The organism is Arthrobacter sp. ASL1 (assembly GCF_056680475.1).
The window spans coordinates 2017129-2037541 of record NZ_CM155284.1 but is presented as its reverse complement, the minus strand read 5'-3'; the positions used below and the strand labels follow the sequence as shown (position 1 = coordinate 2037541).

Annotated in this window: 22 protein-coding genes; 10 read left to right on the top strand and 12 right to left on the bottom strand. The window is 67.6% G+C overall.

The features are described 5' to 3' along the window. Positions 1–33 precede the first annotated feature (33 nt). The gene (locus AC1MEQ_RS09580) at positions 34–1443 is read right to left on the bottom strand and encodes a nucleobase:cation symporter-2 family protein (RefSeq protein ID WP_479790185.1); all 1410 of its coding nucleotides are present in this window, start codon (positions 1441–1443) and stop codon (positions 34–36) included. Between the two features lie 166 nt (positions 1444–1609). Further along, complete coding sequence (locus AC1MEQ_RS09575; protein ID WP_479790184.1) at positions 1610–2974, bottom strand: 8-oxoguanine deaminase; 1365 nt, start codon at positions 2972–2974, stop codon at positions 1610–1612. A 308-nt stretch (positions 2975–3282) separates the two neighbouring features. Between AC1MEQ_RS09575 and AC1MEQ_RS09570 the strand changes: the two genes are divergently transcribed. Next, positions 3283–4539 carry an NAD(P)/FAD-dependent oxidoreductase gene (locus AC1MEQ_RS09570; protein WP_479790182.1) on the top strand — a complete coding sequence of 419 codons (1257 nt, stop codon included), beginning with the start codon at positions 3283–3285 and terminating at the stop codon, positions 4537–4539. Between the two features lie 30 nt (positions 4540–4569). Here the strand turns inward: AC1MEQ_RS09570 and AC1MEQ_RS09565 are convergent, their stop codons facing one another. Continuing rightward, on the bottom strand, positions 4570–4872 hold the full coding sequence (locus AC1MEQ_RS09565; RefSeq protein ID WP_479790180.1) for a hypothetical protein: 303 nt from the start codon (positions 4870–4872) through the stop codon (positions 4570–4572). A gap of 95 nt (positions 4873–4967) precedes the next feature. Between AC1MEQ_RS09565 and AC1MEQ_RS09560 the strand changes: the two genes are divergently transcribed. Continuing rightward, positions 4968–5186 (top strand): hypothetical protein, encoded by a 219-nt coding sequence (locus AC1MEQ_RS09560; RefSeq protein ID WP_479790178.1) that lies wholly within the window; start codon positions 4968–4970, stop codon positions 5184–5186. 7 nt (positions 5187–5193) lie between these two features. Here the strand turns inward: AC1MEQ_RS09560 and AC1MEQ_RS09555 are convergent, their stop codons facing one another. Genes AC1MEQ_RS09555 through AC1MEQ_RS09545 form a run of 3 tightly spaced genes read right to left on the bottom strand, consistent with a single transcriptional unit; the run spans position 5194 to position 8166 of the window. Then, positions 5194–5706 carry a metallophosphoesterase family protein gene (locus AC1MEQ_RS09555; protein ID WP_479790177.1) on the bottom strand — a complete coding sequence of 171 codons (513 nt, stop codon included), beginning with the start codon at positions 5704–5706 and terminating at the stop codon, positions 5194–5196. Further along, positions 5703–6221 (bottom strand): hypothetical protein, encoded by a 519-nt coding sequence (locus tag AC1MEQ_RS09550; RefSeq protein WP_479790175.1) that lies wholly within the window; start codon positions 6219–6221, stop codon positions 5703–5705. The genes AC1MEQ_RS09555 and AC1MEQ_RS09550 overlap by 4 nt, the downstream gene beginning before the upstream one ends. A 4-nt stretch (positions 6222–6225) precedes the next feature. Further along, a complete protein-coding gene (locus AC1MEQ_RS09545) occupies positions 6226–8166 on the bottom strand; it encodes a primary-amine oxidase (RefSeq protein WP_479790173.1) in 1941 nt (646 codons plus the stop codon). A 139-nt stretch (positions 8167–8305) separates the two neighbouring features. Here AC1MEQ_RS09545 and AC1MEQ_RS09540 point away from each other — a divergent pair, with 139 nt between their 5' ends. Both AC1MEQ_RS09540 and AC1MEQ_RS09535 read left to right on the top strand, forming a co-directional pair. After that, on the top strand, positions 8306–8896 hold the full coding sequence (locus AC1MEQ_RS09540) for a TetR/AcrR family transcriptional regulator (RefSeq protein ID WP_479790171.1): 591 nt from the start codon (positions 8306–8308) through the stop codon (positions 8894–8896). A 97-nt stretch (positions 8897–8993) separates the two neighbouring features. After that, the gene (locus tag AC1MEQ_RS09535; RefSeq protein ID WP_479790169.1) at positions 8994–9941 is read left to right on the top strand and encodes an AraC-like ligand-binding domain-containing protein; all 948 of its coding nucleotides are present in this window, start codon (positions 8994–8996) and stop codon (positions 9939–9941) included. A 21-nt stretch (positions 9942–9962) separates the two neighbouring features. Here the strand turns inward: AC1MEQ_RS09535 and AC1MEQ_RS09530 are convergent, their stop codons facing one another. Beyond that, positions 9963–10949: a TIGR00730 family Rossman fold protein gene (locus AC1MEQ_RS09530; RefSeq protein ID WP_479790167.1), complete on the bottom strand. Its 987-nt coding sequence runs from the start codon at positions 10947–10949 to the stop codon at positions 9963–9965. Between the two features lie 50 nt (positions 10950–10999). Continuing rightward, positions 11000–11659 (bottom strand): hypothetical protein, encoded by a 660-nt coding sequence (locus AC1MEQ_RS09525; RefSeq protein ID WP_479790165.1) that lies wholly within the window; start codon positions 11657–11659, stop codon positions 11000–11002. 404 nt (positions 11660–12063) lie between these two features. Between AC1MEQ_RS09525 and AC1MEQ_RS09520 the strand changes: the two genes are divergently transcribed. Then, positions 12064–13470, top strand: a complete 1407-nt coding sequence (locus tag AC1MEQ_RS09520; protein ID WP_479796100.1) for an APC family permease — start codon at positions 12064–12066, stop codon at positions 13468–13470. On the opposite strand, the gene AC1MEQ_RS09515 is transcribed toward AC1MEQ_RS09520, so the two are convergent. From AC1MEQ_RS09515 to AC1MEQ_RS09500, 4 genes are all read right to left on the bottom strand, one after another. Continuing rightward, entirely contained in the window at positions 13467–14021 is a 555-nt protein-coding gene (locus AC1MEQ_RS09515; RefSeq protein ID WP_479790163.1) for a TetR/AcrR family transcriptional regulator, read from the bottom strand. The genes AC1MEQ_RS09520 and AC1MEQ_RS09515 overlap by 4 nt on opposite strands. After that, positions 14018–15931, bottom strand: a complete 1914-nt coding sequence (locus tag AC1MEQ_RS09510; protein ID WP_479790161.1) for an MFS transporter — start codon at positions 15929–15931, stop codon at positions 14018–14020. The genes AC1MEQ_RS09515 and AC1MEQ_RS09510 overlap by 4 nt, the downstream gene beginning before the upstream one ends. A 134-nt stretch (positions 15932–16065) precedes the next feature. Beyond that, positions 16066–16665: an NADPH-dependent FMN reductase gene (locus tag AC1MEQ_RS09505; protein ID WP_479790159.1), complete on the bottom strand. Its 600-nt coding sequence runs from the start codon at positions 16663–16665 to the stop codon at positions 16066–16068. Positions 16666–16779: 114 nt separating this feature from the next. After that, positions 16780–17358, bottom strand: a complete 579-nt coding sequence (locus AC1MEQ_RS09500; protein ID WP_479790157.1) for a Chromate resistance protein ChrB — start codon at positions 17356–17358, stop codon at positions 16780–16782. Between the two features lie 37 nt (positions 17359–17395). Between AC1MEQ_RS09500 and AC1MEQ_RS09495 the strand changes: the two genes are divergently transcribed. The 5 genes from AC1MEQ_RS09495 to AC1MEQ_RS09475 all read left to right on the top strand — a co-directional run bounded on the left by AC1MEQ_RS09495 (position 17396) and on the right by AC1MEQ_RS09475 (position 20410). Continuing rightward, positions 17396–17920, top strand: coding sequence for a DUF2127 domain-containing protein (locus AC1MEQ_RS09495; RefSeq protein ID WP_479790155.1), 525 nt, complete (start codon positions 17396–17398; stop codon positions 17918–17920). Between the two features lie 54 nt (positions 17921–17974). Next, positions 17975–18388 (top strand): YkvA family protein, encoded by a 414-nt coding sequence (locus tag AC1MEQ_RS09490; RefSeq protein WP_479790153.1) that lies wholly within the window; start codon positions 17975–17977, stop codon positions 18386–18388. 223 nt (positions 18389–18611) lie between these two features. Continuing rightward, positions 18612–18977, top strand: coding sequence for an ArsR/SmtB family transcription factor (locus AC1MEQ_RS09485; protein WP_479790152.1), 366 nt, complete (start codon positions 18612–18614; stop codon positions 18975–18977). A 41-nt stretch (positions 18978–19018) separates the two neighbouring features. Further along, positions 19019–20032, top strand: coding sequence for a cation diffusion facilitator family transporter (locus AC1MEQ_RS09480; protein ID WP_479790150.1), 1014 nt, complete (start codon positions 19019–19021; stop codon positions 20030–20032). A 150-nt stretch (positions 20033–20182) separates the two neighbouring features. Then, positions 20183–20410: a hypothetical protein gene (locus AC1MEQ_RS09475; protein WP_479790148.1), complete on the top strand. Its 228-nt coding sequence runs from the start codon at positions 20183–20185 to the stop codon at positions 20408–20410. Positions 20411–20413: the final 3 nt, after the last annotated feature.

The following is a 20413-nucleotide window of genomic DNA, read 5'->3' as shown; positions in this document are numbered from 1 at the left end:
GCCGTGGGCACCGTGGTGCCAGCGGGCCGTCCGTCAGTCGACGCCGGCGGCCCGCCCGTCGAAGTCGTCCTCGCTGGCCGCCCGGGCAGGTGCCTTGGCGAAGACCGACGGCTCGTCGGGGGTGCCGGCCTTGATGTGGTTGAACAGGATGTTCATCAGGATGGCCATGACCGCCGCCGAGCTGATGCCGGAGTGGAAGATCGTCTGGAACCAGGACGGGAACTGGTTGTAGAAGGTCGGTGCGGCAATCGGGATCATGCCGAAGCCCAGTGACGTCGCGACGATGACCAGGTTCATGTTGTTCTTGTACTCCACCTGCGCCAGGGTGCGGATGCCGCTGGCGGCGACAGTGCCGAAGAGCACGATCCCGGCACCGCCGAGAACCGAGGTCGGCACGGCGGCGACCACGCGTCCGAGGATGGGCAACAGGCCCAGGATGACGAGGATGAGGCCGCCGGCGCTTACCACGAAGCGGCTTTTGATCCCGGTGATGGCCACCAGGCCGACGTTCTGTGCGAAGGCGCTTTGCGTGAAGGAATTGAACAGCGGCGAGATGGCGCTGGAGAGCATGTCGGCGCGCAGGCCGTTGCCGATGCGCTTGGCATCGACCTTGGTGTCCACGATTTCGCCGACGGCGAGGATGTCCGCCGTCGTCTCGGTCAACGTCACCAGGATGACGATCACCATGGAGATGATGGCGGCCAGTTCGAACGTCGGCGGCCCGAACGCGAAGGGCGTCGGGAAGGCGAAGACCGCGCCCTGGCCGACCTTGGAGAAGTCGGCCATCCCCAGTGCCGCGGCGACGAGCGTGCCGATCACGATGGCCAGGAGGATCGACAGCCGGGAGATGGTGGCGTTGCCCAGTTTGCTCAGCAGCAGGACGACGAGCAGCGTGATGCCGGCCAGCCCGATGTTGGCCACCGACCCGTAGTCCTCGGCCTTGGCGTTGCCGCCCATCGCCCAGTTCGCGGCCACGGGCATCAGCGTCAGGCCGATGGTGGTGATGACCACACCGTTGACCACCGGTGGGAAGAACCGGATGACCTTGGAGAAGACCGGGGTGATGAGCAGGCCGATCAGCGAGGCGACGATCACGGCGCCGAAGACCGACTGGATGCCCCCGCCGCCGCCGATGATCGCCGTCATGGTGGCGACGCCGGCGAAGGAGACGCCCTGGACCAGCGGCAGCTGCGAGCCGAAGAACGGGATGCCGATGGTCTGGAGCAGTGTGGCCAGGCCCCCGACGAACAGGCAGGCGGCGATGAGCACGCCGATGTCCGAGGAGCTCATGCCCGCCGCGGATCCCACGATGAGCGGTGGGGCGATGATGCCCCCGTACATCGTCAACACATGCTGGAATCCGTAGGCGAAGGTGCTGCCCAGCGGCAGGCGTTCGTCTTCGGGCCGGGCGATCTTCCTCGCGCGGGTTGCTTTCTTGTTCATGATGGTCACCTCTTGAGCCGATATCTGGCGGGGGGAGTGGCGAGGACCCCAGACCCCGGCGTGCGGAGCCCCCCTGTCCGCCGACATCGATAATTTCGTATGTCGGAAACAAGATCTCGTTATTCATGAAAGTGAACTGGATCACATCGACTCTGTCAAGAGGGCGTCAAGAGGAAAGGACGAGACGGCGGGCGGCTGCGCTGTGCTCGGCGACCAGGGCTTCGAGGTCCAGGCCGGGGATGTTCCCGTCGACCACCCGCCACCGGCCGCCGACCATCACGCGGTCCGCACGGTCGGCCCCGCACAGGAGCAGGGCGGCCACCGGATCGTGGCTGCCCGAAAAGCGCAGTGCATCGACGGTGAACAGGGCCAGATCCGCCTGCTTGCCGGGCCGGAGCTCGCCGATGTCGCTGCGGCCCAGGGCACGCGCCGAACCCCGGGTCGCCCAGCCCAGGGCCATCTCGGGCGTCACGGCCGCCGCCCCGTAGCGCAGCCTTTGCAGGTACAGCGCCTGGCGTGCCTCCAGGATCATGTTCGAGGCGTCGTTCGAGGCCGAACCGTCGACGCCGAGCCCGACCGGAGCCCCGGCCGCCTCGAGTTCCAGGGCCCGGGCCATGCCGGAGCCCAGGCGCATGTTCGACGTCGGGCAGTGCGCGACGGCGGTTCCCGCGGCACCGAGGCGGGTGATCTCCTCGTCGCTGAAGTGGATGCCATGGGCCAGCCAGGTCCGGTCGGTCAGCCAGCCGACGTCCTCGAGGTAGTCGACCGGGCGCAGGCCGAACATCTTTCGGCAGAACTCCTCCTCGTCCAGGGTCTCGGCGAGGTGGGTGTGCAGGCGGACGTCGCGGGAGGCGGCCAGCGCGGCCGTCTCGGCCATCAGCGAGCGGGTGACGGAGAACGGCGAACAGGGGGCCAGCCCGATGTTGATCATCGCCCCGTCCCCGCGTTCGTGGTACCGGTCGATGAGCCGGTTGCTGTCCTCCAGGATGGCCGCGGGGTCCTGCACGGTCTGCCGCGGGGGCAACCCGCCGTCGTCCTCTCCCAAGGTCATCGACCCGCGCGTGAGCATGCCGCGCATGCCCAGCGAACGGATGACCGAGACCTCGACGTCGACGGCTTCCTCGAGCCCGGCGGGGAAGAGGTAGTGGTGGTCGGCCGCTGTCGTGCAGCCGCTGAGCAGCAGCTCGGCGAGGGCCACGGTCGTGGCCAGCTCCAGGTCGCGGGGGGTGAGCCGGGCCCAGACGGGATAGAGGTTGACCAGCCAGGGGAAGAGCTCGGCACTGGCCACGGGACCCCAGGCGCGGGTGAGGGTTTGGTAGAAGTGGTGGTGCGCGTTGACCAGTCCCGGGAGCAGGACGTGCCGGGAGGCGTCGAAGACCTCGTCGCACGGTCTCGCCGGCTGCTGGCCGGCCGCCAAGACCTCGGCGATGACGCCGTCCTGGATGACGAGGCCGCCGGAGGCATCGAGTTCGTTGGCGGTGAAGGCTGACAGCGGGTTCTTGACCCAGAGCCGGTTGGCGGTGGCGTGCATGGCATGACCTTTGCTCGAAGGTGGACTTCGGGCCGGACCAGGGGCTGGCCGGCTTGATGAAGCCAGCTCAGTGGTGCCTGTCTGCTGATCCAGGTTCTGCACGCTGCAGATGGACACCGAGCCTAGGGAACCGCGCGGGGTGCGTCAAGAGCCGAACTTCCGGCGGTGTTTCGGGGGAATTCCGATCTTTCTGCGGCGGGTGTCGGGCGTCACCCCCGAATCCCGCCGAAAACCGCCGATGGGTTGAGGTTCCCTGCGGGCTCGGGCAGGGTGGCGGGAGAGCTTGGAACAATCTCAGGGAGGACACCATGGGCATGCAGAAGCCGGAACACGTCGTCATCGTCGGGGCGGGCATCGTCGGCCTGTCGACCGCCTGGTACCTCCAGGAGCAGGGCACGCGCGTGAGCGTCGTCGACCGGACCGGCGTCTCCGCCGGATCCTCCTGGGGCAACGCCGGTTGGCTCACCCCGGCCCTGACGCTGCCGCTGAGCGAGCCGTCGGTGCTGACCTATGGGCTCAAGGCCATGTTCAACCCCGGCTCCCCGCTCTACATCCCGCCGACCACCGACCCGTCGTTGCTGCGTTTCCTGGCCGGGTTCGCCCGGCATTGCACCCCCGGGAAGTGGCGCGAGGCCATGAAGGTGTTCAGCGAGATCGGCTCCACCGGCCTGGATGCCTTTGCCGAGATCACCGAGGGGACGAACTCCGTCTCCGAACCGACGAAACCTGCCGAGCCCTTCCTGGCCGGCTTCGCCAGCGACAAGGACCGCGAAGGACTCGTCCACGAATTCGAGGGCATCCGGCAGGCCGGCGGGACCGTCGACTTCGACCTCATGTCCGGCGCGGAGATCCGCGGCCTCGAGCCGACCCTGGGCCCCGACGTCGTCGCGGGGGTGAAGATCCACGGCCAGCGTTTCATCAACCCGCCGAACTTCGTGGAATCACTGGCCGACTCCGTCCGGGCACGCGGCGGGGAGATCATCAGCGGCTTCAGCGTGACCAACGTGGAGGAAGGTGACCAGGGGGTCACCGTCACCGGTTCCAGCGGGCGCAGCCTCGCGGCCGACGCCGTCGTCCTGGCCACCGGTGCCTGGCTGGGCAGCCTGGCCCGCCGCTTCGGCGTCCGCCAGGTCGTCCAGGCCGGCCGCGGCTACAGTTTCACCGTCAAACCCGAGGCCATGCCGACGCACCCGATCTACTTCCCGGCCCAGCGCGTGGCCTGCACCCCGCTCGGGGACCGCTTCCGCGTCGCCGGCATGATGGAATTCCGCAATGCCGACGCGCCGCTGGACCCCCGCCGCATCCAGGCGATCATCAAGGCCGCCTCGCCGATGTTCACCGGCATCGACTGGGAGGACCGGCAGGAGGAATGGGTCGGGGCCCGGCCCTGCACTGCCGACGGGCTGCCGCTGATCGGGGCCACGAAGTCATCGCGTGTCCACGTTGCCGGTGGCCACGGCATGTGGGGCGTCGCCCTGGGGCCGCTCACGGGAAAGATGCTCGCCGCCGAAATGACCGGGCAGCCGGCATCGCCGCTGATGCGCCACTTCAACCCGCTGCGCTGAGACCGGTCGCCGGCTATCGTCCGGTCGGCGTCAGTCCTCGTTGAGGTGCGCCCTGACCAACAGGCCGTCCTCGGAGAGCCATCCGTGGGATCCGGCATATTCGACCATGTCGGCAAACCCCTTTTCCCAGGTGTCGCCGCGGCCGGCCCCGGCTTCCCGCAGCGCCGTCACCGCCAACCAGGCGTGGTCGGCGGCCACGGAGCCGAGGCCGGCGGCCACCAGCGTCGCATCGGTGTCCTCGCGGGTGGCGTCGTGGGTCCGCACCTCCAGCTCGCGCAGGTTGTCCAGCTCATGGACGGTGGCTTGGTGGGTGCTGGTGATTTCTACGTACATGGGGACAGGCTACGCCGGACTGGGTGACCCACGTGCTGACCGGGATGTGGTCGCCGGTCTAGGCTATGGGCACCAACCAGCGAATAGGGGACGACATGGCAGCGAAAAAGAGCTTCAAGGATCTCGGCACCAGGGGCAAGATCATCGTCATGATCCTGGGCGCCGCCCAGGTGGCCCTGCAGGGCGCGGCGCTGAAGGACCTGAAGCAGCGGCCTGCGGCCCAGGTGAAGGGGCCAAAGCCCCTCTGGTTCGCCGTCAGCTTCCTGAACTACGGCGGGCCCATCGTCTACTTCCTCATCGGGCGCAAGAAGTAGGCGATCCTCAAGCGGTGAGCCGGTCGACGGGAACCACCTCGACGTCTCGCAGCACACCGTCCTCGGCCACGGCCGTCATGTAGGTGCATACGGGCTGGCGCCGCCGGTCCGTCGGCGAACCGGGGTTCAGCAGGCGCAGTCCGCTATCGGCCGTCGTGTCCCAGGGGATGTGGCTGTGCCCGAAGACCAGCACATCCGCATCGCGGAACCGGGCGGCGCTGCGCGCTTCCCGCCCCGCCGCCGCACCGGTCTCGTGGGTCATCGCGAAGCGGATGCCCTCGATCTCGACCCGGGCGATCTCCGGCAGCCGGGAGCGCAGCTCGTCGCCGTCGTTGTTGCCCCACACCCCGACGAGCCGTCGGCAACGGGTTTCCAGTTCGTCCAGCAGGGCTGGTTCGACCCAGTCGCCGGCATGGAAGACGACGTCGGCCGTCTCGAGTTCGCGCCACAGGTCCGGATGGAGCCCGCGGGCGCGCTTGGGCAGATGGGTATCGGCGATCAGGACCAGGCGGGTGCTCATGCCCGCATCCTCCCACGCGCGGCACCGCTGCGGGCACGGTGCACCCCGTAGGCCGCGAGCCAGGCCACGGCCAGCTCCAGCACGATGACCAGGAGCATCAACCCCGCAGGCCCGGCCCCCGCGGGACCCGATCCGGATCCTGCGAGGTGGCTGCCGCCGTCGTGCATGGCGTGCATCCCCGACCCGCCGGGCAGGCCCAGCGCCATGACGGCGTGGAGCAGGGCCATCCCGATCGACATGCCCACCAGGGCGAGGGAGCCCCGGCAGCCCGGGCGGAGCACGGCGTGGATGGCACACCCCGCGCAGGACAGGGCCATGACCGCCAGCAGGATGCCCAGGGCCACGCCGTGGCCGCCGCCCGCGATCATCAGTAGGTGGACCACCAGCGAGCCGGCGGTCAGGACCGCGGCTGCCAGGCCGGCGCTGCGCCCCGGTGTGCGGGTCGGCCGGTGTCCGGAACGACCCGCCGGGCGCGCCGGCGACGGGACGCGCACCGGCAACGCCGAGGCGGTCATCGGCTTACCGGTGGCAGGAGCTGCCCGGTGCGGGGGCCGGGACGTCGAGGACGGGGGAGCGGTCGAAGAAGCCCTCGGGCCGCAGCTTGAAGCCCACCGAGTCCACCGGCATGATCGGCCAGTCCTCGGTGCGCGGGAAGTGCGTGAGCCCGAAGGTGTGCCACACGACGACGTCCTGGCCGTCGATGTCCCGGTCCGCCTCGATCCACGCGGGGATTCCGGCGCCGCCGGGGTGCTGGTTGACGAAGTCGCCCGTCGGGTAGCGCTGGGACTCGTCGTGCCGGGTGACCCAGAGGGCCTTGGAGGCAAAGGTCGCCCGACGGTGGATCGAGGAGCCCTCGTCCGCCAAAAGGGTCGGCTGTCCCTGGGGGTGGAGCTTGTAGCCGACCGGTTCGCCCAGGCGGTTGGTGGCCTGCGGGTTCTGCACGATCCAGGTGCGGGCGACCTCAGGCTTGGCGTCGCGGGCCGCCCGGGATTCGGTGGCCAGGACGGTGCGGCGGCGGGTGAACGCATTGCCACGCGGGTTTTCCGGACCCATGGGCACGCGGACCGCGTCCTCCTCGGCCACCCGGCTGGGGCCGCCGTCGAGGGCGAAGTCCAGGCGTGCACCGAAGAGGTGCTGGTGGAACGGGGCGCCGAGACCGGGAGCCATCTCGGAGGCGTACGGGTAGTCGCCACCGGGGTGCGCGCTGGTGAACACGACACCGGTGGCCTTGGCCTCGAACTCGATCGTCCCGTCCAGGTAGAGGTACCAGTAGAAGCCGTAGTCGTAGTTGCCCACGGTGGTGAAGAACGAGATGACCAGGCGGCGGTTGCGCCGGGTGTAGTTGATCCCGCTCCACAAATCCGAGTGCTTGGCCAGGATGGAGGCGTCCTCCTCGTGCATGCAGATCCCGTTGGCGATGGTGCGCGGGTTGCCCAGTGCGTCGGAGACGGTGGGGGAGATGTAGTGGATCTCGCCCAGGCAGTCGCAGCCCAGCTCCAGCGAGTTCGCGAATTGGCCGACCAGGTATTCGCCGGTGTCAAAGTAGTTCTGCCAACTGCGCACCGGGGACGGGTCGCCGTAGGGCACGACCATTTCGGCGATGGAGGCGCGGTTGAGGATGCGCCGGGTCCGTCCGCCGTCCGCGAAGCCGATGTTGTGCAGGACCAGGCCCTCGCGCACATCGAAGCCGATGTCCAGGCTCCACTTCTCCCACTCGACGTGGTTGCCGCCGGTGACGGTGAAGCTCGGCCCCTCGGGCTGCGTGATCTCGATGGGCTTCTGCGTGGTCCGCACCGGGCCGGTCAGTTCCGGGTCGGTGTAGTTGCCGTGCTCGGCCGGGACGGGGACGACGCCGAGGTCCAGTACCTGGTCCACCGTCTTGTTGGTGACATCCACGTAGGCGAGAAGACCGTCGACCGGGTGGGCCCAGGCGGAGTCCTCCGGGTGGTCCTGGACGAAAGCCAGGCCCCGCAGGATGCGCCGGCCCGCCTCTTCGGGATATTCGAAGACGCCGGCCGAGAGCGGGGCGACGCGGACCTTCTCCACGTCGAGCCCGCGCTTGTCCAGCGCTGCGAGCCATTCGGGATGGGTGGCCAGGATCTGCTCCACGACCTCGAACTCCTCCTCCAGCACCGGCAGCTCGCCCGTTTCGGCGGTGTCCAGCTCCGTTGCCGTCAGGACGGTGTTGGCGGTGGCGCTGACCGCCACGTCGCGGGCCGGACCGCCTGCGGTATCGAGGGTGAAGACGCGGAAGATCCTCTCGACGTCGGCGTCATCCGCCCGGTCGCGGGGCGGGTCCACGAGGCCGAGGTAGGCAAGGCGGGACGAGTCGGGGAAGTATCCGGCCTCGCGGAGGATCGACACCACCGCAGTGATCTCCGCGGGCGTCGGCAGGGTGTGGGCACCTGCCGGGGTGGTCGTCGTGGTGGTGGTCGCGGTGTCGTGGCAGGACGGGCTCATGGGGTGCCTTTCGCTGGGAAGCGCCGCGACCGAACGTGGGGCGGATCACTTCTTTTTTCTATGACTGTAGAGAATACGTGTCGCATAGGCTGGTGGCAAGACCCCCGGGCCGCCGGGGGCGAGCGGAAGGTGGACCCGGGTGCCCAAGATCGTCGATCATGACCGACGGCGGATCGAACTGGTCGAGGCGACGTGGCGGATCATCGCGCGGCTCGGGCTGGAACGGGCGACCATGCGCGAGATCGCCGAGGAGGCGGGGTTCGCCAACGGCGCCCTGAAGCCCTACTTTCCGACGAAGAACGAATTGGTCCAGGCCACGTTCGAGTACGTGTTCGCGCGGACCAACGAGCGGGTCCGCACTGCCGCCGACGGGCTGGGTGGGTTGGCCGCATTGCGGGCGTTCTGCTGCGAGGTGCTGCCGCTGGACGCCACCCGGATCGACGAGGCGCGCATTGTGCTGCCCTTCTGGCATGTGGCCATCCACGACCGGGTGAAGGCGGATTTGAATGACGGCTCGATGGCCGTGTGGCGCGAGTGGATGACCGGCTGGCTCCAGCAGGCACAGCGGGCAGGGGAGGTGCCCCCCGAGGTTGCCGTCGCAGCGTTAGTGGAGGTGCTGCTGACCTTCCTGCTCGGCGCGCAGGTGACCGCGACGCTGGACCCCGCGCACGCCGCGCCCGCCCAGCTGCGCCGCCAGCTCGATGCCCAATTGGCCCTGCTATCCGCCTGAATGATTTTTCGACGATCGGAGAATAATAGTGACTTTTGGTCGGCAAGAGCGTACCTTGACATCAATGTGACACCCATCACCGAGCGACAGGAGCATCATGACGGTCGCGCCGCTTCACCCCACGGCCCAGCGTGCGGAAGACTTCGACCGCTGGCGTGAGATCGTGTCCGCGTCGTTCGTCCCCCTGGAGGCGGACCCCGTAGGGCCCGGCCCGTTTGCCGGTCAGGTCTCCGGCCGCGAACTGCACGACCTCGCGGTCGTCGAGGTCGACGCCATGGCCCACCGCGTCCGGCGCACCCCCGCGCTCATCAACGATGGCGGCACCGGCTACTACAAGGTCAGCCTGCAACTGAGCGGACAGGGGTTCCTGGTCCAGGACGGCAGGGAAGCGGTCCTGGCTCCGGGTGACCTGGCCATCTACGACACCCAGCGCCCCTACACGCTGAGCTTCCACGAGGAGTTCTCCACGCTGGTGCTGATGTTCCCCAAACGACTCATCGGACTGGAGGACGTGGACCTGTCGATGTTGACCGCGCAGCGCCTGGGCGCGGACGATCCGGTCGCCGGTGCCCTGGTGTCTTGCATCGCCCGGATCGGCGACGTCCTGCCCACGGTCGACGAGGCCATCGGCTACCGGCTCGCCCGCAACGCCGTCGACCTGCTTGGGACCATCCTCGCGGCCGAAGTGCACAGCGGATCGCGGCTCCAGGGCTTCGAGCAGGCGTTGCAGCTCCAGCGGATCAAGGGCCATATCGAACAGCACCTTGCCGACCCCGCCCTGGGGCCGGGCGGCATCGCCGCGGCGCACTTCATCTCGGCGCGGACCCTGCACAAGCTCTTCGAACCCACCGGGACGACCGTCGCCGCCTGGATCCGCGGCCGGCGCCTGGAGAACGCCCACCGCGAACTGCTGGACCCGCTGCTGTCCGGGCTGCCCGTCGGGACCATCGGTGCCCGCAGCGGGCTTCCGGATGCAGCGCACTTCAGCCGGGTCTTCCGGGCCGCCTACGGCTACGCCCCCAGCTCCCTGCGCGCCGCCGCCTGAGCGGATCGGGCGGCCACGGCGCTACTTCCTCCACTTCCGCTCCGGGGGCGTCCAGGTGGACATGCGCTCGAGCAACTCGTCCGCATCAACGCTGACGATCAGCGCGTCCCGGTACGTGGAGGCGAGGAACCCGCGCTCGACCATCTGGTCGATCATCGCCAGGAGCGGATCCCAGAACCCGTCGACGTTGAAGAGCGCGACCGACTTGGCATGGATGCCCAGATGCTGCCACGTCCAGGCCTCGAAGAACTCCTCGAGGGTTCCCGCGCCTCCGGGGAGGGCAACGAATGCGTCCCCGAGCGCCGCCATCCGCTCCTTGCGTTCGTGCATGGTCGTCACGATCTCCAGGCCGGTCAGCCCGGTATGCGCGGTCTCCCCATCGACGAGCGCCTGGGTGATGACCCCGCAGACCCGGCCGCCGGCACCGAGCGCGGCATCGGCGACCCGGCCCATGAGCCCGACGCGGCCGCCGCCGTAGACGATCCCGACGCCGCGGCGGGCCAGGCCCGCGCCGAGCCGGTCGGCCGCCTGCCGGTAGGCCTTCCCGTCGCCGGTCCTGGAGCCGGTGAAGACGACGACGTTGCCCGGCAGGGGCCGTTTCCGTCCGGCGATGGCGGGCAGGACGTGCTCGGCCAGCAGCGGGGCCAGATCGACGGGCAGCGCCACCGTGGGGTCTAGCCAGCGCAGCTCGGCGATCTCCGCGGCCGGCTCCGGCGTGACCTGCGCGGGGTGCTCGAAGACCGCCGCCTCCAGCTCGAAGCCCGGCTCGTTGGCGGCAGCGCACCGGAAGGTGCCGATCTCCCGCAACCCCTCCGGCGCCAGCTCGATGCCGATCTCCTCGGCGCACTCGCGCAACGCGGTCTCCGCCGGGGTCTCCCCGGCCTCGGGCTTGCCGCCGGGGAACATGAATCGTTCCGTCCCCCTTTTGCGCACGGTGAGCACCTCGCCGGCGGCGTTGCGCAGAACGACGGCGCTGACATGGATGATCTGCTCGGGTTCGCTCTTCACCTCTGCAACGTTACCGGTCAATAACGCTGCGACAGTACTGGCAAATACGGCTACAAGTTCTCCACTCCATTGCTGCTGAATTTCCGTCGAGCGAGCCCGAATAATACGACGGATACGATTGCTAGACCTATCGCCAATCCGGCCCATCCGAGCAGCGGAACGGCGGCGAGTTCCCTCGGAACGCCGCTGAGAACTATGCCTACGGCAATGACGGGGAACCCCTCTGCCTGGAGCTTGGCGGCTGTTCTTTCGCGGTCTTCAAATCTCGAAATGACGGTAGCTTCCAAGGCCGAAACCAATTCCCTGGTGCGCCGGATTTCTTCACCATGACTACTAATTTGCCGTCGAACTTCATTCAGTGAATCTCGCGTCCTCACTTCGAGGCCGTCTAGGTGATCTTTTAGCTGCCGAAGCCGTTCCTCAACACTTCCCTCAGATGAATAGCCATACATGTAGCCAGACAAATTTACGTCACCTGTGAAATTGGCCGTGATGTGGACTTCTTTCATTGGTGGCGTTTCACGGTCGAACGGCCAATGCGTGCGAACAAGCTTCCAGATCGCGGCCGATTTGTTGAAGATCCCGCTCCACAGCATTTTGAAGCCAGACGGTGACGTAATGATGGTACCCATTAGGGCAAGAGCTACACCTGACCATTTTAGAAATAGTTCGAGTACGTCTCTGTCCGCTAGGAACATCCAAATGCTCATGGCTCATCTTCCAACATGGGCGGGGCGGAGTGGTCTCAAATGGTCCCCGTTGTTGAACCTGTGCGCCCGCCAGACCTGCTCCATACGTGGTGGAGCGTGGGGCGAACTCTTCCGCGAAGCCGCCAAGCTGGTGCTCTGGCGTACGAGGTGCGCAACTCCGTCGGTAGCCTCAAAGCTACCGGCAGGCGCGGGTGCGCCGGGGGACAAGAGGCGCACACGCAAAGCCAAATGCACTGGGGGTGACGCGGGGCACAGTTGACTCAAGGCCGGTTACGTCATGATCCGGCGAGCAGCCACCAGGAGGAACCGTGTCCACCAGCAACGCGTCAGAGCAGGTCCGCCCGGCCCCGGCGGCCACCATCGGGCTGGGCCAGCGCCGGCTCGGGATCCCGGCACTGGTCTTCATGATCATCGCCGCCTCGGCCCCGCTGACCGTGGTCGCCGGCGGCGTGACCAGCAACTATGCGGTGACCAGCCTGCTCGGCATCCCGCTGTCCTTCGTGGTGCTGGGGATCGTGCTCATCCTCTTCGCCGTCGGCTACCTGGCCATGAGCCGCCATGTCCACAATGCCGGCGCCTTCTACGCCTACATCTCCCGGGGACTGGGCAAGCCGGCCGGAGTCGGTTCAGCCTGGGTCGCTCTGGTGGCCTACAACGCCATGCAGATCGGCATCAACGGGCTCTTTGGTTTCGCGCTCTCCTCGTTCCTGGCCCACCTGACCGGCGTCGAGATCCCCTGGTGGGTCTGCTCGCTGGCCGGCTGGCTGGTGGTGGCGATCCTCGGGGTGAACAAGGTCGACCTCTCCGCCAAGGTACTGGGCATCCTCGTGGCCCTGGAGTTCCTCGTCGTCATCGTCTACGACGTTCTCGCCGTCGGCGCCGCCCCCGAGGGCATCAGCGGCGCCTCGCTGGAGCCGGCCTCGCTGTTCACCACCGGCGTTGGCGCCGCCCTGGCGTTCAGCATCGCCGCGTTCATGGGGTTCGAATCCGGGGCCATCTACAACGAGGAGACCAAGGACCCCCGGACCACCGCCCGGCGCGCGACCTACATTGCCGTCGTCATCATCGCCGTCTTCTACGCGTTCTCCGCGTGGGCCATGGCCGTGGCCGAGGGCGACAGCCAGGTCGTCGCCCGGTCGCAGGAGTTCGGCCCCGATCTGATGTTCGTCTTCCTGGCCGACCACGCGGCGACCTGGTTCGTGGACCTGGCCAACCTGCTGTTCATCACCAGCCTGCTCGCCGCGCTCGTGGCCTTCCACAACGTCGTGGCCCGCTACGTCTTCGCCCTGGGCCGCGAGTCCGTCCTGCCGTCCGCCCTGGCGCGGGTCTCCCGCCGCTCCGGCGCGCCGGTGGCCGGATCAGTGGTGCAGTCGGTGCTGGCGCTGGCCGTCATCATCGTCTTCGCGATCGCCGGGACCGGGCACGAATACGGTGCGCTCTTCCCGGTCCTGACGCTTTTCACCTGGCTGACCAACATGGGCGCCTTCGGGCTGGTGCTGCTCATGGCGCTGACCTCCTTCGCCGTCGTCGGCTTCTTCCGCCGCACCCCCTCGGGCAACGGACCCTGGACGACGACGGTGGCACCCGTGGCCGCCGGCGTGGCACTCGCGGTGCTGTTCGGTTTGATCGTGGCCAACTTCGACGTGCTCATCGGGCTCGAGCAAACCGGGGTGCTCAGCTGGCTGCTGCCGGCCATCGTCGTGGTCCCGGGAATCGCGGGCGTCCTCGGCGCCTACTGGCTGCGCTCGGCACGCCCCGGCGTCTATGCGGGCATCGGGCGCGGCGGGGTGGACCCGGACGAGCTCGACTAACCGGCGGGGCCGGCCCGGTCGATCTGCCGCTGGACCGGGCCGGCATACAGGTCCACGACCTCGTCCGCGCCGATCTGGCCCAGGTCGAAGAACCCCGCCACACGGATCCCCTCGGCCAATCCGACCAGCTGGCACGTCACAGCGGCGGCGTGGCGCAGGTCGGTGGTGGTGTCACCGATGAGATCGGCGACGCCGCCCAGGAAATTGGCCCGTTCGACCTCCCGGGTCTCCCCGGGGGTGGGGGACTGCCGGATCTTGGGGATGAGGGTCGCCCACGGTTCGGCCAGGTCTGCGTCGCGGCGGTGCAGGATCTGCTGCACCAGGGCCCGGCCGAGGCGCTCGCGGGGCAGGTCCAGCTCCGCGAAAGGGACCTTGAGGGGCCCGATGGTGCTGTAGAGCTCGGCCTTGGAGCCAAAGAGCTTGATCACCAGGCCCGGTGAAACGGCAGCGGCTTCGGCGATCTGGCGCACCGTCACGTCGTGGTAGCCGCGCAGGTCGAACAGTTCATTGGCTGCGTCGCGGATCCTGCTGCGGCCGTCCGGGCCGGTCATTCGGAAAAGCCGATGTCGACCCGCTCGGAGCGGGCCCGCAGGATGGCCTTGACCGAGGCGGTGGCCACCCCGCCCGGGGCCACTGCCGTGACGACGTAGGTGCCCGAGGGGGGCAGGGCCAGGGTATAGCGGCCGGCGTCATCGGTGCGGGTTGCGGCCACGAAATCGCCGGCCCCGGCCGACAGGGTCACCAGGGCGTCGCCGACCGGGAAACCGGCCCGGTCGATGAGCCCCTCGAGGGAGAGTTGCTCGAGTAGCTCCAGGTCGTGTTGGGTCTCGCCGCCGGAGAACTCGACGTACTGGGACCGCGGGGCCCAGCCGCCGGCATTGGCCACCACCACGTACCGCCCCGGACCGGGAAGCGCCGCGGTGAAGTGCCCGTCGTGGTCGGTGCGCGCCCAGTCCCCGGGGACCCCGTCCTCCCGGACGAACGTCACGACGGCGGGGGCGGCCAGGCCGGTCCTGCCGTGCATGGTCAGGCGCCCGTGCACGAGCGTCTCCTGTACGCCATCGGCCGCCTTGATGGTGTGGGTCCTGCCGGGGATGAACAAGGCGATGCCGATACCGATCGCCGCCGCCACGGCGGCCAGCCAGAAGGTGAGGTGGAGCGCATTGAGCGAGGGGACCGGGACGCCGTCGTATTGGATGACCAGTGCGGAGAGGATCAGGCCGGTGAGGGCGCTGGCCACCGAGGTGCCCATGGAGCGGACCAGGGCGTTCACGCCGTTGGCCGAGGCCGTTTCGGTGATCGGCACGGCGCTCATGATCAGCGTCGGCATCGCGGCGTAGGCGAAGGCGACGCCGACGTTGACCAAGGTGGCCCCGACGATGATCTCCCAGACCGCGTTGTCGAAGAAGACCCGCCCCACATAGGTGACGCCCATGATCGCGGTGCCGAACACCAGGGCCGCCTTCCCGCCCCACCGGTTGATCATTGCTCCCGCGACGGGGGCGAGCACCACCATGGCCAGCCCGGACGGCACCATCGCCAGGCCGGCCACCAGGACCGAGAGGCCGAAGGCGTACCCGGTGCCGCTGGGGACCTGCAGCTGCTGGGTGGTCACGAGCATGTTGACGAACATCGCCACGCACACGAAGAACGAGGAGATGTTCGTCAGCAGCACCGGGCGCTTCGCGGAGGTGCGCAGGTCGACCATGGGCTGGTTGACGCGCAACTGCAGGGGGATCCAGCCGGCCAGCAGGGCCAGTGCGAGGGCGAACAGGCCCAGGACCAGCGGGCTGGACCACCCCCAGCTCGCGCCCTTGGACACCGCCAGCAGCGCCGCGGTGAGGATGAGGGAGAGCACCAACGCCCCCAGGATGTCGAATCGTCCAGGTGTGGTGATCTTGGATTCCTCCACCAGCAGGACGACGCCCACGACGAACACGGCACCGAGGGCCGCGGAGACCCAGAAGAGCGATTCCCAACCGAAGGCGTTGAAGAGCAACCCGGAGAGCGGCATGCCCAGGGCGCCGCCGATCCCGAGGGTGGCGCTCATGAGTGCGACGGCGGAGGCCACCTTTTCCTTGGGCAGCTCGTCTCGCAGCACGGAGATGCCCACCGGGATCAGCGAGGAGGCGAAACCCTGCATCGCCCGTCCGGCGATCAACGCCGGGAACGTGCCGCCGATGGCGGCCACGAGCGAGCCGAGCGTCATGACGACCAGCGCCAGCAGCAGCATCTTCCGCTTGCCGTACATGTCCGCCATGCGGGAGATGATCGGGGTGAAGATCGCCGCGCTGAGCAGGGTGGCGGTGACCAGCCAGGAGGAATCGTCGGCGGAGACGCCCAGGATGTGGGGAAACTCGGGCAGCAGCGGGATGACCAGGGTCTGTTGGAGGGAGACCACCATGCCGCAGAGTGCCAGGACGGCGGTCGTGGCCCACGCGGGGACGGAGCGAAGCGGCACGGGCGGGGGCCTTCCGAGGTGAAATGAGGGGGATGAACAGCAGTTTACCCCTCTGTTAGGCAACACCGCGGGGCAACCTACCGTCAAGCGGGTGGCCGCGCGGGCGACACACGGGGTCGCGAGGCCGCCGTCGGCTACGCGGAGGTGAATCCGGCGTCGCCGATGTGGCCTTCCGCCGAGACGTCGAGGACGCGCTGGACGAACGCGGCATACTCGTCCATGTAGTGCCGCAGGAAATCCGCGGTGGAGACGTCGTTGACCGTGCCGTCCTTGCCGAAGACGTCCGGCTTGAAGCTGATGTACGCCTCGGGGGAGTTCAGTTGAGGCGCGTCCAGGAAGCTCAGCACGCTGCGCATGCTGGATTGCATGACCGCGGTGCCGATGGCCCCGGGGGAGGCGCCGATAATCCCGGTCGGCTTGCGGGCGAAGGAGTTGGTGCCCCAGGGACGCGAGCCCCAGTCGATCGCGTTTTTCAGTGCGCCCGGAATCGACCGGTTGTATTCGGGGGAGACGAACAGCACGCCGTCGACCGACTCGATGGCGTCCTTCAGCGCCCGGCCCTCCGCCGGGTAGTCCGCGTCGAAGTCGTAGTTGTACAGCGGAAGGTCCTTGATCGGGATCTCGCGGAACGCCAGCGTGTCCGGGGCGAGCTTGATCAGCGCCTGTGACAGGGTGCGGTTGATCGAGTTCGCGGAAAGCGACCCGACGAAGTAGCCGATCTGGTGTGTGGTCATGTTCCCAGTGCAGCACCGGAGTCTGGTCGCGTCCACCGTTGCGTTCAATTTTCCGGCTATCCCGGCGAGGCGTTCAAGCGGGTCACCGGGGTGAATGGAACCGCGCCATCCATGTCAGGCGCGGACCTCCCCGGTCCCCGGCCCGGGCGGAATTGGGCCCTGGGCCATGGCATACACCCGTTCGGCGTAGTCATCCAGGACCCTCGTGCAGTCGCCCAGCCGATCATTTGCAGTCTTTGCCTCGGCCAGTCCCAGCACATCGCGCTTCTTCAGGTCTCGGTACCAGCGGCGCAACCGGTTCAGGCCTTGTTCCTCCTCCTCGAGTTCGGCGAAGGTGAATTTCTGCTTCTTGATCTCGTGGGCGATCTCCTGTTCGAATTTTCCGCAGTCGGCCACGAACTCGGCCCATTCGTCGAGGCGCACGGATCTGTAGGCATGGCTGATGAGGTTCTCGGAGGCCTTGTCGCGGGGTGAAGCGTCGATGAGTGCGAACGTTCCGCCGGCCTCACGGCACATCTCCGCAGCCTGCTCCATGCCGGGTTCGAAGGCGGGCCCGGCCGGCAACGCCCAGACGCCGGGGGATATCGGAACGGCACCCGTGCGGCGCAGCTGGCGCCACACCGCGACCCGGTAACGGGAGGGTTCCGACGGGACCTGAAACAGGATAAGGACCCAGCTCACTCTATGTGTCACAATTTCCAGTGTAACGCCAGTTACTTAGGGAGGGACCATGAAAGTCAACCTGCTGGCTGGTACCTGGGTGGACAAGACGTTCAGGATCAGCCTGGTCCTGAAGGGGCTTGATGGGCTGCTGGAGCTCGTGGGCGGGATCTTGTTCCTCCTGGTCCCGCCGGATCGGATCGGCTCCCTGGTCGCGCTGCTTACCCAGCACGAACTCATCGAGGACCCACAGGACCTCGTGGCCAACGCACTACGGGACGCGGCAGGGGCCCTGACCATATCGGCGAGCATTTTTGCTGCGATCTACCTGCTGCTGCACGGGCTGGTGAAGGTCGTCCTCGTATGGGCCGTGCTCCGGGACAAGTTGTGGGCCTATCCATGGATGATCGCCTTCCTGCTGGTGTTCATCGTGTATCAGGGCTACCAGATTTCCACCGCCTTCTCCTGGGGGATGGTCCTGTTGACCGTCTTCGACATATTCATCGTCGTGCTTACCTGGCATGAATACCGGGTGCACAGGGTGCGGGCCGGGGGTCATCCGCCCGCCGGCCTGCCGCCGAACCGGCGAGGGTGATGGGAGCGCTACCGGGAAGTCAACCAGGTCCGTTCGGGCCGTCGAAGGAGTCGTATGTGGTGGCAGGGGCTGGTGGGCATCGTCGGGGGGCTCTTCTTGGTATATGCGGTATTGCTGTTTTTCCTTTGGCTATATGCGAGGAAACACCCGGAAACCGTGACGATGAAGGATGCGCTCAGGTTGTTGCCGGACCTTCTGCGACTGGTCAGAAACCTCATGGCCGACAAGACCGTTCCCGCCCGCGTGCGGGTCGAACTTGTCCTCTTGCTGGTCTATCTGCTGTTCCCCGTCGATCTGGTTCCGGACTTTCTGCCGGTCATCGGCTACGCGGATGACGTCCTCATCGTTGCCCTGGTTTTGCGCTCGGTCATCCGGCGCGCGGGTATCACGGCCGTGGAGCGACACTGGCCGGGTAGCCCGCAGGGATTGGAAATCATCGTCAGGCTTGCCGGTCTCGGCCGTCGATAGCCATGTGCACGCGTCAGGGCACATCCGCAGACGGCCTGATCGCGCGTGTTTGCCAGATCAACGGATCACTGGAAGCGGCCTCGCGATGAGGGCGAATGCCGGGTCCTTGCGTGCTGGATGCGCATTCCGGGCGATCTGATCACGGCGTCCTGGCGCGGGTCTGCATCCCGATGCCGGACGGGGAGGTCGCGCCGTGTCCAGGTGATCGTGCAATAATCTTCGTATGAATGCAGATATTGGGATTTCCGGTCGGGAACCCGAAAGCCAATACGTAGAGCTTGCCGTCGAGGTCTTCGCGATGCTCGCCGATGCCACGCGTGTGCGGATCATCCTCGCCTTGCAGGAGGGGGAAATGTCGGTGAACCATCTCGCGGACATCGTGGACAAGTCCCCGGCGGCGGTGTCGCAGCACCTCGCGAAAATGCGCCTCACTCGCATGGTCTCCAGCAGGCAGGACGGGACGAGGGTGTTCTATCGGCTGGCCAACGAGCATTCCCGACAGCTGGTCGCCGACGCGATCTTCCAGGCGGAGCATGCCCTCGGTGGTATCCCGCTGCACCACCACGAGGAAGCGCAGCAGGACCAGTGAAACCACGCGCAGGACACCACCAAGTCCACACGGGTCACGCTGTGGACCACGACACCCATGGGCATGAACACGACGGGCATGAGCACGGCCACGCGCATTCGCATCCGACCGGGCTGAAGGGCTTCTTCTACGGGCTTTTCGTGCCGCATAGCCACGATGTTTCGGATTCGATAGACGATGCGATGCAGAGCAGCGCCAAGGGAATCCGTGCGGTGAAGCTCTCCCTGCTGGGACTCGGGCTTACCGCGGTGTTCCAGCTCGTCATCGTCCTGATTAGCGGTTCGGTGGCATTGCTGGCCGACACGGTGCACAACTTCTCCGACGCCTTGACGGCCATTCCGTTGTGGATCGCGTTCCTGCTCGGTCGTCGGGCCGCCACGAAACGGTTCACGTTCGGCTTTGGGCGGGCCGAGGACATGGCGGGGCTGTTCATCGTCGCGATGATCGCGCTCTCGGCGGTAGTGGCCGCCGTGGAATCGATCCGCAGGTTCTTCGCCCCGCAGCCCCTGGAGAACCTGGGCTGGGTGTTGGCCGCGGGGCTGATCGGTTTCGCCGGCAACGAGCTCGTGGCGATCTACCGGATCCGCATTGGGCGGCAGATCGGCTCGGCGGCGCTGGTCGCTGACGGCGTCCATGCCCGCACCGATGGATTCACGTCCTTGGCCGTCGTCCTGGGCGTCGCCGGCGTCTGGCTTGGCTTCCCGCTGGCCGATCCCATCATCGGGTTGCTGATCTCGGTCGCCATTGCCGTGCTTTTGTGGGGCACCGCCCGGGACATCGGCAGGCGGCTGATGGACGGCGTCGACCCCGAATTGATGGAGCGCGCGGAAACTGCCATCGAGAGCCTGGTGTCGAGCTCGTCGATCAGGATGCGATGGATGGGACACCAACTGCACGTGGAGGTCTCCATCGGGGCCGGGGACACTTCCAGTATTCGGGAACTGACCCGACAAAACCGCGCCGTGGAGGAAGCGCTGCGCTCGACACTTCCCAACGTCGGCTCGGTGGCGATCATCCCGATCTGGGAAGCGACTGCAGCCCCCGCTTCCAGCTGACGCTTCGGTGGATCCGCATCAGCTCCCGCCCGGTCCCGGGCACGTTATCCCTTGGGGGCGGCCGGGCCGCGGCATAGGCTGGCGACAGGGCCTCCGGGGCCCTCGCGGCGCGCGGCGCCGCACACCACGAGTCAACCGAAGGAGCGTGCGATGACCAACGCAGGAGACCACCGGGACGATGAGAAGGGCCAGCCGGAGACCGGTGCGCCGCTCTCCGAACACATTGCCGCGGACGACGGCGGCGATACGGAAGTGGACGCCGATTCGATCCCCGTGCAGGGAAACGACGAACTGGCAGACGAATTGGCGGAAGAAGCCTACGGCGACAAGGACGACGACGGGAACCCCGACATCCCCAACGCCCCGTTCCCCGGCTGAGCC

Excerpts from the sequence above, each read along its gene's own strand:
- AC1MEQ_RS09575 (WP_479790184.1), bottom strand. The coding sequence starts at position 2,974 with ATGCACGCCACCGCCAACCGGCTCTGGGTCAAGAACCCGCTGTCAGCC.
- AC1MEQ_RS09525 (WP_479790165.1), bottom strand. The coding sequence starts at position 11,659 with ATGAGCATTTGGATGTTCCTAGCGGACAGAGACGTACTCGAACTATTT.
- AC1MEQ_RS09475 (WP_479790148.1), top strand. The coding sequence starts at position 20,183 with ATGACCAACGCAGGAGACCACCGGGACGATGAGAAGGGCCAGCCGGAG.
- AC1MEQ_RS09550 (WP_479790175.1), bottom strand. The coding sequence starts at position 6,221 with ATGACCGCCTCGGCGTTGCCGGTGCGCGTCCCGTCGCCGGCGCGCCCG.
- AC1MEQ_RS09570 (WP_479790182.1), top strand. The coding sequence starts at position 3,283 with ATGGGCATGCAGAAGCCGGAACACGTCGTCATCGTCGGGGCGGGCATC.
- AC1MEQ_RS09495 (WP_479790155.1), top strand. The coding sequence starts at position 17,396 with ATGAAAGTCAACCTGCTGGCTGGTACCTGGGTGGACAAGACGTTCAGG.
- AC1MEQ_RS09520 (WP_479796100.1), top strand. The coding sequence starts at position 12,064 with ATGATCATCGCCGCCTCGGCCCCGCTGACCGTGGTCGCCGGCGGCGTG.
- AC1MEQ_RS09560 (WP_479790178.1), top strand. The coding sequence starts at position 4,968 with ATGGCAGCGAAAAAGAGCTTCAAGGATCTCGGCACCAGGGGCAAGATC.
- AC1MEQ_RS09545 (WP_479790173.1), bottom strand. The coding sequence starts at position 8,166 with ATGAGCCCGTCCTGCCACGACACCGCGACCACCACCACGACGACCACC.
- AC1MEQ_RS09505 (WP_479790159.1), bottom strand. The coding sequence starts at position 16,665 with ATGACCACACACCAGATCGGCTACTTCGTCGGGTCGCTTTCCGCGAAC.
- AC1MEQ_RS09490 (WP_479790153.1), top strand. The coding sequence starts at position 17,975 with ATGTGGTGGCAGGGGCTGGTGGGCATCGTCGGGGGGCTCTTCTTGGTA.
- AC1MEQ_RS09580 (WP_479790185.1), bottom strand. The coding sequence starts at position 1,443 with ATGAACAAGAAAGCAACCCGCGCGAGGAAGATCGCCCGGCCCGAAGAC.
- AC1MEQ_RS09535 (WP_479790169.1), top strand. The coding sequence starts at position 8,994 with ATGACGGTCGCGCCGCTTCACCCCACGGCCCAGCGTGCGGAAGACTTC.
- AC1MEQ_RS09485 (WP_479790152.1), top strand. The coding sequence starts at position 18,612 with ATGAATGCAGATATTGGGATTTCCGGTCGGGAACCCGAAAGCCAATAC.
- AC1MEQ_RS09555 (WP_479790177.1), bottom strand. The coding sequence starts at position 5,706 with ATGAGCACCCGCCTGGTCCTGATCGCCGATACCCATCTGCCCAAGCGC.
- AC1MEQ_RS09565 (WP_479790180.1), bottom strand. The coding sequence starts at position 4,872 with ATGTACGTAGAAATCACCAGCACCCACCAAGCCACCGTCCATGAGCTG.
- AC1MEQ_RS09515 (WP_479790163.1), bottom strand. The coding sequence starts at position 14,021 with ATGACCGGCCCGGACGGCCGCAGCAGGATCCGCGACGCAGCCAATGAA.